This window comes from Phytohabitans maris (assembly GCF_031085175.1).
Taxonomy (GTDB): domain Bacteria; phylum Actinomycetota; class Actinomycetes; order Mycobacteriales; family Micromonosporaceae; genus Phytohabitans; species Phytohabitans maris.
In genome coordinates this window covers 1-13911 of sequence record NZ_JAVHUY010000066.1, presented here as the reverse complement: position 1 = coordinate 13911, position 13911 = coordinate 1, and the positions used below count along the sequence as shown (strand labels likewise).

Here is a 13911-nt window from a genome sequence, read left to right as displayed (position 1 = left end):
CAACCGCCGGCCCCGCATAGGCCGCAGGAGGGTCCGCTCGCCGGTCTGCCCGTGATCGGCCAGATCCTCGGCCTGCTGATCGCCGGGCTGGCCCGCCGATGAGACCGCGCCGCGCCGTCACGCTGGCCTTCCTGCTGGTCGTGCTGAGCGTGCTCTTCGTGGAGGCGTACGCGAGCGCCCGGTTCAGCCCGGACGCGAGCGGCGCCGACGACGAGGGCAGCAGCGACTCCGTACCCGTGGAGATCACTCGTGGCGGGCCGATCCTCAGCACCGGCGACGGCCAGACCCGCTCCTACCGGCTGCCGGCCAAGACCATCGCCCTCACCTTCGACGACGGGCCGGACCCGTGGTGGACCCCGCGGATCCAGCGGGTGCTCGACCGGTACGACGTCGACGCCACCTTCTTCGTCGTCGGCTCGCAGGTCGCCCGCCACCCCGACCTGGTACGGCGGCTCGTCGCGAGCGGTCACGAGGTGGGCGCGCACACCTTCACCCACCCGCGACTGTCCACACTGGCCGGGTGGCGGCGGCGCGCCGAGTACTCGCAGACCCAGCTCGCCATCGCCCGCGCGGCCGGCGTACGCACCTCGCTGCTCCGCTTCCCGTACTCCTCGCGGCCGGAAGCCATCGACGACGCCCAGTGGGAGCTCGTCCGCGAGGCCGGCCGCCTCGGCTACCTCGTCGTGGTCAACGACCGGGACAGCAACGACTGGGCCCGCCCCGGGGTGGACGCGATCGTCCGCGACGCCACGCCGCCGGGCGACTCGGGCGCGGTCGTACTGATGCACGACGCCGGCGGCGACCGCGCGCAGACCGTCGCGGCGCTGGAACGCCTCATCCCCCAGCTGCTCGCCCGCGGCTACCGCTTCACCACCGTCAGCGGGGGCCTCAACCAGGCGCTCGCCCACCGCGCCCTCGCCCAGAACCCGCCCGCCTCCTCCGCCGACCGCTGGCGCGGCACCGCGCTGGTCTGGGCGGTGGGGATCGCCGACGGCGTACTGGCCGGCATCACGATCGTCTTCGTCGTGGTGGGCGCGCTCGCGGTCGGGCGTACCCTCCTGCTCCTCGTCCTCGCCGGCCGCCACGCCCGCCGGCGCCGCTCACCCGAGTGGTCCTGGGGACCGCCGGTCACCGAGCCGGTGTCGATCATCGTGCCCGCGTACAACGAGAAGGAGGGCATCGCCGCGACGGTCCGCTCGCTCGCCGCCGGCGACCACCCGGACATCGAGGTCATCGTCGTGGACGACGGGTCCACCGACGGTACGGCCGAGATCGTCGAGGCGCTCGGGCTGCCCAATGTGGACGTCATCCGCAAGCCGAACGGTGGCAAGGCGAGCGCCCTCAACGCCGGCATCGAGGCCGCCCGCCACGAGCTGATCGTGATGGTCGACGCCGACACCGTCCTGGAGCCGGACACGGTACGCCGCCTCGTGCAGCCCTTCGCCGACCCGTCGGTGGGCGCGGTCGCCGGCAACGTCAAGGTGGGCAACCGGCACAGCCTCCTGGCCCGGTGGCAGCACATCGAGTACGTCATCGGCTTCAACCTGGACCGCCGCCTCTACGAGACGCTGCGCTGCATGCCGACCGTGCCCGGCGCGGGCGGCGCCTTCCGGCGCCGCGCGCTGATCAGCGCCACGGCCCACACCCCTGACGGCGGACGGGCGCACCTCGCCCCCGGCTCCGGAGGAGCGCCGATCGACGGGGCGTGCCAGGTGATGAGTGACGACACCCTCGCCGAGGACACCGACATCACGATGGCCCTGCTCCGCGGTGGCTGGCAGGTGGTGTACGAGGAGGGGGCGCGCGCCTGGACCGAGGCGCCGGTGACCCTCGCCGAGCTCTGGAAGCAGCGGTACCGGTGGAGCTACGGCACGATGCAGGCGATGTGGAAGCACCGGCGGGCGCTGGTGGAGAAGGGCCCGTTCGGGCGGTTCGGCCTGCCGTTCCTCGCTCTCTTCGGCGTGGCGCTGCCGCTGCTCGCGCCGGTGATCGACCTGCTCGCCGTGTACGGCCTGCTCTTCCTCGGCCAGACGCAGACGGTCATCGCGTGGACGGGCATGCTGGCGCTGCAGGTGGTCACCGCCGCGGTCGCGTTCCGGCTCGACCGCGAAAACCACCGTCCACTGTGGGTACTGCCGTTGCAGCAGCTCGCGTACCGGCAACTGATGTACCTGGTACTGATCCAGTCGATCGTCACCGCGCTCACCGGCGCCCGGCTGCGGTGGCAGAAGATGCAGCGCACCGGCCAAGCGGAGGTCCACAGCAATGCGTGACCGGTATCTCGACTCGCTCCGCGCCGCCGCGATCGTGCGGGTCATCGTCTACCACACGTTCCCGGTGGCCTGGCTCGGCTACGCGTTTCCCGCGATGGGCGTGATGTTCGGCGTCGGCGGCTCGCTGATGGCACTCTCGCTGGACCGCTCGAACGGCGCGCCCGACCACGTACTGGCCAGCCGGCTGCGGCGGCTGCTGCCCGCGTTCTGGGCGCTCGGCGCGGTGCTGGTACCCGCGATGCTGCTGGCCGGCTGGTCCGACCGTCCACACTGGCCTAAGCTGCTGCTGTGGCTGGCGCCGCTCGGCCAGCCGCCGGGCACCGAGTGGGCACTGCCCGCGACCGAGGTGCTCTGGTACATCGTCGCGTACCTCTGGTTCGTCCTGCTGTCACCGATCCTGCTCTGGGCGTACCGCCGATGGCCGCTGCGGACCGCGCTGATCCCCCTGGCCCTGGTGTTCGTGGTGGGCGACGCGGGTGTGGTAACGGACCTGGCCACGTTCGGCGCGTGCTGGGTGGTCGGTTTCGCCCACCGCGACGGCGCGTTGCGCCGCATATCCACCCCGCTGCTGGCGGCGCTCGCCGCCGCCTGCGTCACGGCCGGCGTCGCGTGGGTCGTGCTCTTCTCCCCCGGCGTCTACGACCTCAACGACATCCCGCAGGCGCAGGCCCTCTACTCGCTGGGCTTCGTGCTCGTCCTGCTGCGGCTGTCGCCCCGGCTGACCTGGCGCCCGCTCGAACGCGTGGTCTCCGCGGTCAACTCCCGCGCCGTCACCATCTACCTCTGGCACAACCCGGCGATCGCCGCCAGCTTCGTGGTGGGCGACCTCATCGGCGCGTGGCGGCTCGGCCAGGTCGGCTACCTGCTGGTGGCACTGGGGTTGCTGCTGGCGCCACTGGTACTGCTGGGCTGGATCGAAGACGTCTCCGCCCGCCGCCCGGCCCGGCTACTCTCCTGGAGTGGACCGATCTCCCGGCGTGACCGTCGTAGAGCGGCTGCGGGCGATCTGCGGAGCGTTTCCGGAGGTGACCGAGCGGCTTAGTCATGGTGCGCCGACCTGGTTCGTGCGCGGGAAGAGCACTTTCGTGACGCTGTGGGAGCATGGCCACCACGACAACGACTTCCCGCACATGTGGTGTGCCGCGCCGCCCGGCGTGCAGGGCGAGCTGACCGCCGAGGCGCCCGAGCGCTTCTTCCGCCCGCCCTACGTCGGCCACCGCGGCTGGCTCGGCATCCGGCTCGACGGCGAGGTCGACTGGGCCGAGATCGCCGAACTCTGCCAAGACGCGTACCGCACGGTCGCGCCGGCGACCTTGGTCAAGCGGCTGGACACCTGAGCTCGACCCGCGTCCGTTTACGTCAGCGGCCCATCAGCCCACAATCCCAGCCGCACGTACGCCGGCCGCCACTCGTCCCGGTAGGCCGCGAGCAGCGGCGCCGGAAGACCACCGAGGATCCGCTCGGCCCGCGCTGGGCCGGCGCCGTCGAGCACCCACGGCAGGTAACGCGGCAGGTCAGACCCGATCCGGGTACGGTGCAGGTCGCCGAAGCGGGCCCACTGCTCCTGCGCCAGCGTCGCTCCGATCAGCGGCAGCGCGTCCTTCTCCTCGTGGCGCAGATGCCCACCCAGCCCGGTGGCGAGGGCGTCGACAAGGCCACCCAGGCGCTCCGGCCCGGAGTCGCGGTCGGCCAGGGCCGCGTCGACCGCTTCGAGGAGCGGGTCGATGGCGGCGTGCTCGGCCTCCATCGCGCCGAGGAGGGCGAGGTCGGCGGGCCTTCCGTCGAGCAACGACTGCAGCGGCGGCCAGAGGGCGTCGTCCTCGGAGGTGTGGTGCACCCGCAGGTACTCCTTGAACATCTGCCACCCGACCGCGGTCCGCAACACCTCCCGCGGATCACCGTCCTGGCGGGCGGCGACGCGCGCGATCCGCTCCACCTCCCGCCGCAGCGCGTCATGGAAGGCATACATCATCGTCATGTCCAGCGCGCTCATGCCCGCTCCCCGTCCTCGGTGTCGTTAGTCCACCTAACGTTAGTGTTACTAACGAGCTGGTTCAAGGGCTGTCGCGCGACTCACACGACGCGGAATAGGTCATCCTTTTGGCGACTACCGGCAGACGTTTATCGCAATGAATGCCTTTTGGTCAGGCAATAGACACAACATTCATGCTGGCGTATATGGCTTTCCGGCTTCCGAGCCATCGAAACTGGCCGTCATGTTGGCTGCTCCTCCTCCCGAGGGTCCCCCCCTGCCTGGCCTCTTCATCGCCGGCACGATCCTCGGCCTACTCCTCGGATACGGCTTGGGACTCACCCACGCGATCTGGCGGCGAGCCCGGAGCGACTACATCAAGACCAAAGCGTTGGTGCCGGTGATGCGGTCGGCGAAGTGGGCCGCGTGGCGCTCGATGGTCAAGCGCGGCGCGGTCGTAGGCGCCGTGGTGGTGGCGATCGTGTGGGTGGCCATATCGTCAGATCCACCGAGCGGCCGTTCTTGACTCCAGCGTTGCCGACCTCGATGCGATCCTCGACCCCGAGCCGCCCAAAGGCGTGACTCTCGCCAGTGACGACGGCCGGCGGACCTGGCACCTCAACTTCTACGGAGACCGGTCCGACCTGTACTGGGAGACCGACACCGACTTCCTGCCCGCGTGGGGCCCCGTGCCGCCCGGCGCCCCGGCCGGCCAGGTCGTCGGCGACGCCGAATACGCGTAACGCCGCCCACGAGTTCCTGCGCACCGGTCAGCGTCCCACCAACGTCCAGTGGACCGTCAAACCCTGACACTCGCGGCAGCCACCGCCCACAGACCGCACCACCGCGCCGCAGGGCGTCCGAGGGCTCGGCCTCCGGAACAGAAATGACAAGCGAGCCCTGTCCGCGCTCCTCGCGGGCAGAGGCCGACCCGATGCTTGTGGAGCTGAGGGGATTTGAACCCCTGACCCCCTCGATGCGAACGAGGTGCGCTACCGGTCTGCGCCACAGCCCCGCCGCTGGGCCGGAGCCCAGCAAGCTGCCCGCCGACCAGCGAAACCTGGCAGCGGACCGGCGACAAGGCTAACAGGTCGCCCACCCCGACCGCGAATCAGATCCCCCGGCGCGCCGGGAAGACGCCCGCGGGCCGAGCGTCCGCGAAGGGCGCAGCAGAACGCCGCTCAGGCCGAGTGCGCCGCACCTGGACGACCGGCCTCGTACGCCCGGCCGCGCAGTCCGCCCGCGCGGCGGTACGAGACGGACGGCGCCTGTACGCCGGTCTCCAGCCCCATCGCGGCGCGGCGTACGGCCTCGCGCTGGGCGGCCAGCCGGCGTTGCTGCTCGCGCCGCTGCGCCGCCCGGCGGGCCTGCTCCCGGCGTACCTCCGCCTGCCGTGCGGCCAGCCACGCGGCCTCGCGGGCCTGCTGGCGGCGCCGGCGGCGCTCCTCCAGCGCGCGGTTGCGCAGGTGCACCACGTACACCACCAGCAGCGTGCCGGTGACCGAGACGCTGATCCAGAAGCCGGGGCCGACCACGATGACGCCGACCAGCTCGACGAGGTTGAGCAGGAACAGCGCCGCGAGCACCCGGCGGCGCCGGTAGATCGCCGGTGTGTGGCGCCGCACGGGCGGGCGGCGCCGGGCGCGGGCGGGTACCGAGCGGAGGCGACCGCGGCGTCCGGTGGGTGCGGGAGAGACCGGGGCCGCCGAGACCGGGATGCCGGAGACCGGGGCCGCTGGGCGCAGGGACAAAACCACCCGAGAAGCACGGATCGGGCGGGGGCCGGGCACGGTGCGGCGGCGGCGCTGGCGTTGCAGCACCCGTGCCGTCGACTGCGCCCGCTCCGCCACCAGGCGCTCGGTCGCGTCGTACCGGCGTACCAGCGCCGGCGCTAGGGCGAGCAGCCCGGCGGCGGCGAGGACGGCGAGGAGCACCGAGGTCGGCACCCTCACCCCTCCCGTCACCCCTGACGGTGACGCATCACCCCCGCGTCACCGTTGTCCCAGTTAACTGAGGTTAAAGGGGGCTGACCAGGATAGACACGCGCCGCGCCGCAAGGCCCGAGCGTAAAGATCAACCTGCCGTCGCGCGCAGCCGGTGCCAGCGGGCCAGCAGGCCGCCGTCCGCGGCGACCTCCTCGCTGGTCAGCGCGTACCCGATGTGGTCGCGCCAGGCGCCGTCGATGTGCATGTACCGCGGGTGGTAGGCCTCCTCGCGGAACCCGAGCTTTTCCACCACCCGCCGGGAGGGCTTGTTTTCCGGCCGGATGTTGACCTCGACCCGGTGCAGCCCGCCGGGGCCGAACGCGTGGTCGACGGCGAGCGCCAGCGCGGTCGGGATCACACCCTGCCCGGCCACGCGGGAGTCGACCCAGTAGCCCACGTACGCCGAGCAGAACGCGCGCCGGACGATGTTGCCGAGGTTGAGGTGGCCGACCAGGTGGCCGCGCAGGCACACGGCGAACGGCATGCTCTCGCCGCGCCGGGCCGACCTGCGCTGGTCACGATGGACGTAGCGGAAGGCGCTCGGCGAGTTGAGCTCGTCCCAGGGTCCGGGCGGGGAGGACTCCCACGGTGCCAGCCAGGTCTGGTTGGCCCGCCGCACCTCGGACCAGGTGGCGGCGTCGGAGCGCCGGTACGGGCGTAGCGAGACGTGCCCGTCGACCAGAACGACCGGCCAGCCCGGCGACACCCCGAAGATCATCTGCGCCGGTCCAGCAACAGTACGTCCACTGTGGAGCCGGCGGTCGCCGTGGTGACCTTTTCCCCGAGGACGAGCAGCCCGTTGGCGTCGGCGAGGCCGGACATCGTGTAGGGCCCGCCGGGCAGCGGCTGCACCGTGTAGCCACCGCCGCGCCGCTCGGCGACGTGGGCCGGGCGAAACTCGCGCAGCCCGGCCGGCGACGGCACCGTCTCCAGCAGGTGGGCGCGCACGCTCGGCCGGAAGACCGGCTCGGCCCCGGCCAGCAGCTGGATGGCGGGGCGGGCCAGCACCTCGAAGCCGATCAGTGCGGCGGCGGGTTCACCCGGTAGACACACGATCGGCACCTCCTCACCACCGACCGTACCGAATCCGAGGGTGGTTCCGGGATACAGCGCGACCTCCCGAAATGTCACCGCACCGTCGCGCCGGGAGAGGATCCGGCGCACCATGTCGCCCGGTCCGGTGCCGGTGCCACCGGTGGTCACGATGAGGTCGGCCCGCAGCGTCTGGTCCTCGAGAAGCCCCCGCAGCCCCTCGGGGTCGTCGTCGCAGATGCCCACCCGGTACGCCATCGCCCCGGCCTCCACCGCCGCGGCGGTGAGCGCGTGCGAGTTGGCGTCGACCACCTGGCCGGGCTGGCTGGCCCGCCCCACGTCGACGAGCTCGTCACCCGTCGCCACGACGACCACGCGCGGGCTGGAACGCACCACGACGTGCCCGATGCCGGTGGCCGCGAACACCGCCACGAGCGCCGGGTTGACCTGGGTGCCGGCGCGGGCGAGCAGGGTACCGGCGGGCAGCTCCTCGCCGGCGCGGCGCAGCCCGTACCCCCGCTTGGGGGCCTGGAAGATCTCGACGGCGGCCATACCCTGGTCGGTCCACTCCACCGGCACCACGACGTCGGCGGCGGCCGGCAGCGGCGCGCCCGCGGCGACGGAGAAGCAGGTCCCCGCGGTGAGCCGGACCGGCCGCCAGCTGGCCGCGCCGAGGTCACCCACCACGTTGAGGCGGACGCCGCTGGCCCTCGGCGCCCCGTCGAGCGACGCGGACGCGGCGGCGACGTCCTCCCAGCGGGCCGCGTACCCGTCGATCGCGGCCTGGTCGAACGCCGGGTAGGCGTGCGCCGCCACCACGTCCTGGGCGAGCACGTTGCCGTACGCCTGGGTGAGGTCGAGGTCGAGCGGTGGCAGCGGCCGCAGCCTGCGCAGCACGCTGCCCAGGTAGTCGGCGAGCGGCGTCAGCTCGTTGGCGGCCGCCTCGGCATCGGCCGTGGATGTCATGTCGTCTTCCCCACCGGCGATTCCTTCACAAAGTCACGCAGCCACGACGTGAACGCCGGACCGACGTCCTCGCGCTGGCTGGCGATCTGCACGACCGCCTGTAGATAACCGAGTGGCATGCCGGTGTCGTAGCGGGTGCCGCGGTAGACGATGCCGTGCACCGGCGTCCCCTCCTCAAGTAGCAGCGCCATCGCGTCGGTCAGCTGGATCTCGCCGCCGCTGCCCGGCTTGGTCCGCTTGATCGCGTCGAAGATCGTGCCAGGCAGCACGTACCGCCCCAGCACCGCGAGGTTGCTCGGCGCCTCCTCGGGGGCCGGCTTTTCCACCAGCCCGGTCACCCGCACCACCTCGCCGATGTCGGCGACCTCCGGCTCCGGGTCGGCGACGGAGGCGATGCCGTACCGCTTGGTCTCCTCCGGCGCGACCTCCATGAAGGACAGCACGATGCCGCCGGTGCGCGCCTGGATCTCCAGCATCGCCGGCAGCAGCGGCTCGGCCAGGTCGACGAACTCGTCGCCGAGCAGCACCGCGAACGGCTCGTCGCCCACGTGCGCCTCGCCGCATCCGACGGCGTGGCCGAGGCCGAGCGGCTCGTGCTGGCGGCAGGTGTAGATGTCGGCGAGCTGGCTGGGCTTGCGCACGGCCGCCAGCCGCTCCTTGTCGCCCTTCTCCTCCAGCCGCGCCTCCAGGTACGGCTGGCGGTCGAAGTGGTCGACCATCGATGTCTTCCCCCGCCCGGTGATGAGCAGGACGTCGCTGATCCCGGCCGCCGCGGCTTCTTCCACGATGTACTGCAGGACCGGCCGGTCGACGACCGGCAGCAGCTCCTTGGGTACCGCCTTGGTGGCGGGAAGGAAGCGGGTGGCCAGGCCAGCGGCCGGGATGACCGCCTTAACGGCTCGCCGACCAGAGGAGAGGGTGGTGGCTGCGTGCTCCGACATGCCGCGAGACTATCGGCCACGGCTCTGTCGCGGCGGGTGAGTCCCAGGTGACGCGCCGCCGGCCCGGGGCAGATCGTCGTCGGGAGGCGCCGCGCCGGCCGGGACAGGTAGCTCCCGCGACTCCGGGTGCTTACCCTCCGCCGCGACCCGGTACGTGTCGCGGCCGGCCGCCTTCGCCGCGTACAGGGCGTCGTCGGCGGCATCCAGCACCTGCGCGCCGGTGACACCGTGGTCGGGATAGACGGCTATGCCGATGGAGACCGACACGTCGATCGACTCGTCGCCGCACGCGATCGGCGTGTCCCGGATCGCCGCGCCGAGCCGCTGGGCCACGATCGCGCCGCCCCGCGCGTCGGTTTCGGGCAGCAGTACCACGAACTCCTCACCCCCCTGCCGGAACGCGAGGTCGACCTCGCGTACCTCACCTCGCACCCGCCGGGCGAACTCGGCCAGTACCGTGTCACCCGCCGCGTGCCCGTGCGTGTCGTTGACTTCCTTGAAGCGGTCGAGGTCGAGCGCGAGTACCGCGAGCATGCGGCCGAACCGGCTGGCCCGCTCGACCTCGCGGCGCACCGACTCTTTCAGATAGCGGTAGTTCCAGAGGCCGGTCAGCGGGTCGGTGAGCGAGAGCCGCTGCGCCTCCTCGTGCACCCGCACGTTCTCCACCGCGACCGCCGCCTGCCCCGCGAACGTCCGGAGCGTCACCAGGTCGGCGTCGTCGAACTCGTCCAGGCCCAGCCGGTCGTAGAGGGCGAGCACGCCCAGCGCGGGCGGCTCCAGCTCGGTGCCGGCGGTGGGGCTGGCGAAGGGGACCGCCACGTACGTGCGGCAGCGCGGCTCGTGATCCAGCATCGGCGGGCCGTCGCGGTCGACCCGCCCGCGCAGCGGCTCGCCGGTGGCGGCGACCGTGCCGAGCAGGCCACGGCCCACCGGTACCCGCAGGTCCGGGTCTTCGAGCCCTTCGGCGCACTGGGCGACGAGCGTGCCGCTGGCCGGGTCGAGCAGCAGCACCACGCCGGCCCGCGCGCCGGTCGCGGCGCGCGCGGTCTGCAGGATCACCTCGAGGATGCGGTGCAGGTCGTGGGTGCTGGAGAGGGTGTCGCCGAGCACCGCGAGATGGTTGCGGAGCTGGTCGCGGCTGGTGGTGAGCGCGCGCACGTACGACTGGGTCTCGCGGGTCATCCGGTTGAACGCCGCGGCCAGCCGCCCCACCTCGTCGCGGGCCCGTACCGGCACCCGGGCGGCCAGGTCACCACCGGCCACCCGGTCGGCCGCCCGCCCGAGCTCGGCGAGCGGGCGGGTGGTCGAGCGGGCCAGCCACCAGGCGGCGACCACCGCGAGCAGCCCGGCCAGCACCACCGTGGCCACCAGCACCGCGTAGATCCCGTCCGGCTCGCCTCGCGGCACCGAGAGGGCCAGCGGCAGCGGCTGGCCGGCCGACGGGTCGAGGCGCCGGACGTAGCGGCCGGGTGCGGAATCGGCGACCGCGTCTCCGCGTACCCCCACCGCTGCCTGGACCACCGCGTCGCGGTGGTGGGCCGACTCGGTGGTGTAGGTCGGGCCCGACCGCAGGGTGACCGCCGCGCCGGCGGCGTCGGCGAGCCGGCGGACGAAGGGCGCGTCGACGGTCTGCGCGACCTCGACTGAGCCGAGGAGGCCGCCGTTCGCGTCGCGCATCTCCACCCGGACCGCCAGCGCCTGGAACCCGCCGGGCGCCGCGCCGGAGCAGTCCGCCCAGGGCCGCGCCGGGCCGCCCGGCGTGGTGACCCCGTCGACGTGCACCGCTGCGGCCAGCCCGCGGGCGATGACCTGGTCGGCCACGGCGAGGCGCTGCTCCGGCGTGGGCGGGAGGGCGACGGCGTCGGCCACCGCGTGTAGCTGCTGGCAGAGGGCGCCGACCGAGGATCGGACCGTGGTGGCGGCGACGTCGAGCCGGTCGACCGAGCGGTCCCGGCTCACGGCCGCCACGGTGGCGCCCACAAAGAAGGCCCCGAGCAGCACGGGACCGAGTACGACCGCGAGGAAAGCGGTTGTCAACCGCCCACGGAGCGTCACAGTTGCCTCCTCAATGGGATGCTGACACAAGGGGAATAACTAGGGCGGGTTATGGCAGGAGTGTTGCGTGCCGGATTTATCGGAACTACCGCGAAAGGCCACGCTCAGGGCCGCGCTTCTCAACCGCCGCCGGGCACTGCCGGCGCCGTCGTTGGAAGACGCTGCCACGCGCGTCGTGGCTGAGCTTGCCGCCTTGGTACGGCAGGTGGGGCCCCACTGTCTCGCCGGGTACGTGCCGGTCGGGGCGGAGCCGGGCGGTCCCGGGCTGGCGGACGCGCTCGCCGACATGATGAGCGAGGAGGGGCGGGTGTTACTGCCGGTGATGCTGCCCGATCTCGACCTGGACTGGGCGGTATACCACGGGCCGTACTCGCTGACGCCCGGGCCGCACGGGCTGCGCGAGCCGAGCGGGCGCCGGCTGGGGCCGGAGGCGATCGCCACGGCCGAGATGGTGGTGGTGCCCGCCGTGGCGGTCGACCGGCGCGGCGCGCGGCTGGGCCGGGGCGGCGGCTCGTACGACCGCGCCCTCGCCCGGGTGGCGCCGCAGACGCTGGTCGTGGCGCTGCTGCACGACGGCGAGGTGGTCGACGAGGTGCCCGACGAGCCGCACGACCGGCGGGTCGGTGCGCTGATCACACCCGGCGACGGCCTGGTGATGTTGCCCGCTTGAGGTGGACGCGACGGCCGTTCGTGGCGCATTATTAGCACTCGGATTAGTGGAGTGCCAGTCTGCGGAGGATCCGTTGCCCACCTACCAGTACGCCTGCACCGCGTGCGGCCACCAGCTCGAGGCGGTGCAGTCTTTCACGGACGAGCCGCTGACCGAGTGCCCGGCGTGCGAGGGCCGGCTCCGCAAGCTGTTCAACTCCGTCGGCATCGTGTTCAAGGGCTCGGGCTTCTACCGCACCGACTCCCGCTCGTCGTCCGACAAGTCCTCCGCTGAGTCCTCCTCGACCTCGACGTCCTCGCCGGAGAAGTCCTCGACCACGTCGTCCTCGACGTCGTCCTCTTCTTCTTCGTCTTCCACTTCGTCGGCGGACAAGTCGTCGTCGTCCTCGTCGGCCGCCAGCTCGGCCAAGCCGGCCGCGGCGGCGACCTCCTAATCCGAAAATGAGCGTTGGTGGGCGTGCGGCAGCGTCCCGGCGTAGCGCAGTGGAGCCGGGACTGGGTTTGTTTGTGGTTATGCGGCGGGTTGGAGGGTGACCTGGTAGCCGAGGGCGTTCAGGCCGCGGATGTGGTTGCGGACGGCGTGTTGGGTGCTGGTGCGGGTGTCGTAGTGGTCGGGTCCCAGGTCGATGAACCTGGCCTGTTCGTCGTGGAGTAGGTGCCAGACGATGGTCAGGATGGACCGGCCGATGGCGACGACGGCTTTCTTCTTGCCCCGGCGTCTGGCGATGCGGCGGTAGCGCTGTCCGAGGAAGGTGCTGGTTTTTGACGCGCCGACAGCGGCTTCGCCCAGGGTGCGGGCCAGGTATGGGTTGCCGTGTCCGGTGGCGCCGTTGCCCTTGTTCTTGCCGGCGGATTGTTTGACGGTGGGGGCGAACTTGGCCCAGGAGGCCAGGTGGCCGGCGGTGGGGAATCGGGTCATGTCCACACCGATCTCGGCGAGGATGGCGTGGGCGGCGGTGGTAGCGACGCCGGGGATTTCATCCAGGCGGGTCACCGCTGCGGCGAAAGGGGCGACCAACTCCGCGATGCGCTGCTCGACCGTGGTGATATCGGCGTTGACGGTGTCGATCTGGGCGAGCATCCGGGCCAGCAGGAACGCGTGGTGTTCGCTGAAGCGGCCGACGAACGCCTCTTCCAGTTGGGGCAGTTTGGTGCGCATGCGCGTGCGGGCCAGTTGAGCGAGGGTCTTCGGGTCGCGTTCCCCGGCGATCAGGGCCTGCATCATCGCCCGCCCGGACACACCGAAGATGTCACTGGCGACCACGGACAGCTTGATCTGCGCGTCTTCGAGCAACTTCTCCACCCGGTTCTTGGCCCGGCCCCGATCGCCGACCAGGTCGATGCGGTAGCGGGTCAGGTCGCGAAGCTGACGGATCGGCGCGGGCGGCACGAAACTCGGACGGATCATGTCCCGCTCGGCAACCTTGCACAACCACACCGCATCGAGCTTGTCGGTCTTCGGCCGTCCCGGCAGGTGCTTGACATCGCGAGCGTTGACCAGCCACACCTCGAACCCGGCCGCCTCCAACAAGTAGAACGGCGGCTTCCAATAGTCCGAGGTCGCCTCCATCACCACCCGGGTCACCCCCAGCCCGGCCAGCCACTGACCCAACGCGATCAGCGACCGGGTCATCGTCGGGTACGTCCTGACCTCCTGCGCCCGCCGTCCCGACCCGCTCGGGCTAGGCACCCGCACACAACAGACCACCTCAGCCTTGCCGATATCCAACGCCGCGACCCGCTCAACGATCTCGTCGCGGTCCCGCGTCTCTTCCAACATCACAGACCACCCCACCCCAGCCGAACCCATACCAGACCGGTCGCCCGCAGGAGCCGCAAGGGCGAAGCGAAGCTAATCCGCGTGCTCGAAGCAACAGTGAAGAACCCAACAACGCGGCTCCCAGCATCCGACTAGACGACGGCCTCAACAGCCAAGCAGCAACGATGTCAACGAGCGACCGGACCCCCAATTTTCAGCCCGGAACGAGCTCCCCCACCAGGGGAAACGTGACTAGACG

The 13911-nt window shown here is 71.9% G+C and carries 15 protein-coding genes, 1 tRNA gene and 1 pseudogene; 7 read left to right on the top strand and 10 right to left on the bottom strand.

Annotated features, from left to right (window positions below):
• The first annotated feature begins 98 nt into the window (after window positions 1-98).
• Genes RB614_RS41310 through RB614_RS41300 form a run of 3 tightly spaced genes read left to right on the top strand, consistent with a single transcriptional unit; the run spans window position 99 to window position 3610 of the window.
• Window positions 99-2273 carry a bifunctional polysaccharide deacetylase/glycosyltransferase family 2 protein gene (locus RB614_RS41310; protein WP_308718182.1) on the top strand — a complete coding sequence of 725 codons (2175 nt, stop codon included), beginning with the start codon at window positions 99-101 and terminating at the stop codon, window positions 2271-2273.
• On the top strand, window positions 2266-3315 hold the full coding sequence (locus RB614_RS41305; protein WP_308718181.1) for an acyltransferase family protein: 1050 nt from the start codon (window positions 2266-2268) through the stop codon (window positions 3313-3315). Before RB614_RS41310 ends, RB614_RS41305 begins: the two co-directional genes overlap by 8 nt.
• Complete coding sequence (locus RB614_RS41300; protein ID WP_308718180.1) at window positions 3233-3610, top strand: MmcQ/YjbR family DNA-binding protein; 378 nt, start codon at window positions 3233-3235, stop codon at window positions 3608-3610. Before RB614_RS41305 ends, RB614_RS41300 begins: the two co-directional genes overlap by 83 nt.
• 17 nt (window positions 3611-3627) lie before the next feature.
• Here RB614_RS41300 and RB614_RS41295 read toward each other — a convergent pair whose 3' ends face one another.
• Both RB614_RS41295 and RB614_RS41290 read right to left on the bottom strand, forming a co-directional pair.
• The gene (locus RB614_RS41295) at window positions 3628-4266 is read right to left on the bottom strand and encodes a hemerythrin domain-containing protein (RefSeq protein WP_308718179.1); all 639 of its coding nucleotides are present in this window, start codon (window positions 4264-4266) and stop codon (window positions 3628-3630) included.
• Between the two features lie 351 nt (window positions 4267-4617).
• Window positions 4618-4740 carry a hypothetical protein gene (locus tag RB614_RS41290; RefSeq protein WP_308718178.1) on the bottom strand — a complete coding sequence of 41 codons (123 nt, stop codon included), beginning with the start codon at window positions 4738-4740 and terminating at the stop codon, window positions 4618-4620.
• Between the two features lie 83 nt (window positions 4741-4823).
• On the opposite strand from RB614_RS41290, the gene RB614_RS41285 reads away from it, so the two are divergent.
• Window positions 4824-4988: a hypothetical protein gene (locus tag RB614_RS41285; RefSeq protein WP_308718177.1), complete on the top strand. Its 165-nt coding sequence runs from the start codon at window positions 4824-4826 to the stop codon at window positions 4986-4988.
• A 16-nt stretch (window positions 4989-5004) separates the two neighbouring features.
• Window positions 5005-5055 carry a hypothetical protein gene (locus RB614_RS44550; protein WP_428983218.1) on the top strand — a complete coding sequence of 17 codons (51 nt, stop codon included), beginning with the start codon at window positions 5005-5007 and terminating at the stop codon, window positions 5053-5055.
• Between the two features lie 131 nt (window positions 5056-5186).
• Here RB614_RS44550 and RB614_RS41280 read toward each other — a convergent pair.
• From RB614_RS41280 to RB614_RS41255, 6 genes are all read right to left on the bottom strand, one after another.
• A tRNA-Ala gene (locus tag RB614_RS41280) sits at window positions 5187-5260 on the bottom strand.
• Between the two features lie 166 nt (window positions 5261-5426).
• Window positions 5427-6191, bottom strand: coding sequence for a divisome protein SepX/GlpR (gene sepX, locus RB614_RS41275; protein ID WP_428983217.1), 765 nt, complete (start codon window positions 6189-6191; stop codon window positions 5427-5429).
• Between the two features lie 127 nt (window positions 6192-6318).
• Complete coding sequence (locus RB614_RS41270; RefSeq protein WP_308718175.1) at window positions 6319-6948, bottom strand: GNAT family N-acetyltransferase; 630 nt, start codon at window positions 6946-6948, stop codon at window positions 6319-6321.
• Window positions 6945-8228 carry a molybdopterin molybdotransferase MoeA gene (locus tag RB614_RS41265; protein ID WP_308718174.1) on the bottom strand — a complete coding sequence of 428 codons (1284 nt, stop codon included), beginning with the start codon at window positions 8226-8228 and terminating at the stop codon, window positions 6945-6947. The genes RB614_RS41270 and RB614_RS41265 overlap by 4 nt, the downstream gene beginning before the upstream one ends.
• Window positions 8225-9169 (bottom strand): UTP--glucose-1-phosphate uridylyltransferase, encoded by a 945-nt coding sequence (locus RB614_RS41260; RefSeq protein WP_308718173.1) that lies wholly within the window; start codon window positions 9167-9169, stop codon window positions 8225-8227. Before RB614_RS41260 ends, RB614_RS41265 begins: the two co-directional genes overlap by 4 nt.
• A 9-nt stretch (window positions 9170-9178) precedes the next feature.
• Window positions 9179-11224, bottom strand: a complete 2046-nt coding sequence (locus RB614_RS41255) for a sensor domain-containing diguanylate cyclase (protein WP_308718172.1) — start codon at window positions 11222-11224, stop codon at window positions 9179-9181.
• A gap of 67 nt (window positions 11225-11291) precedes the next feature.
• On the opposite strand from RB614_RS41255, the gene RB614_RS41250 reads away from it, so the two are divergent.
• Window positions 11292-11894, top strand: coding sequence for a 5-formyltetrahydrofolate cyclo-ligase (locus RB614_RS41250; RefSeq protein ID WP_308718171.1), 603 nt, complete (start codon window positions 11292-11294; stop codon window positions 11892-11894).
• A gap of 1 nt (window position 11895) precedes the next feature.
• Window positions 11896-12060: pseudogene (locus RB614_RS41245) on the top strand (FmdB family zinc ribbon protein); the annotation flags it as partial.
• Between the two features lie 62 nt (window positions 12061-12122).
• Here the strand turns inward: RB614_RS41245 and RB614_RS41240 are convergent.
• Together RB614_RS41240 and RB614_RS41235 are read right to left on the bottom strand one after the other, a co-directional pair.
• Window positions 12123-12302 (bottom strand): hypothetical protein, encoded by a 180-nt coding sequence (locus RB614_RS41240; protein ID WP_308718210.1) that lies wholly within the window; start codon window positions 12300-12302, stop codon window positions 12123-12125.
• A gap of 102 nt (window positions 12303-12404) precedes the next feature.
• Window positions 12405-13673: an IS110 family RNA-guided transposase gene (locus tag RB614_RS41235; RefSeq protein WP_308714092.1), complete on the bottom strand. Its 1269-nt coding sequence runs from the start codon at window positions 13671-13673 to the stop codon at window positions 12405-12407.
• Window positions 13674-13911: the final 238 nt, after the last annotated feature.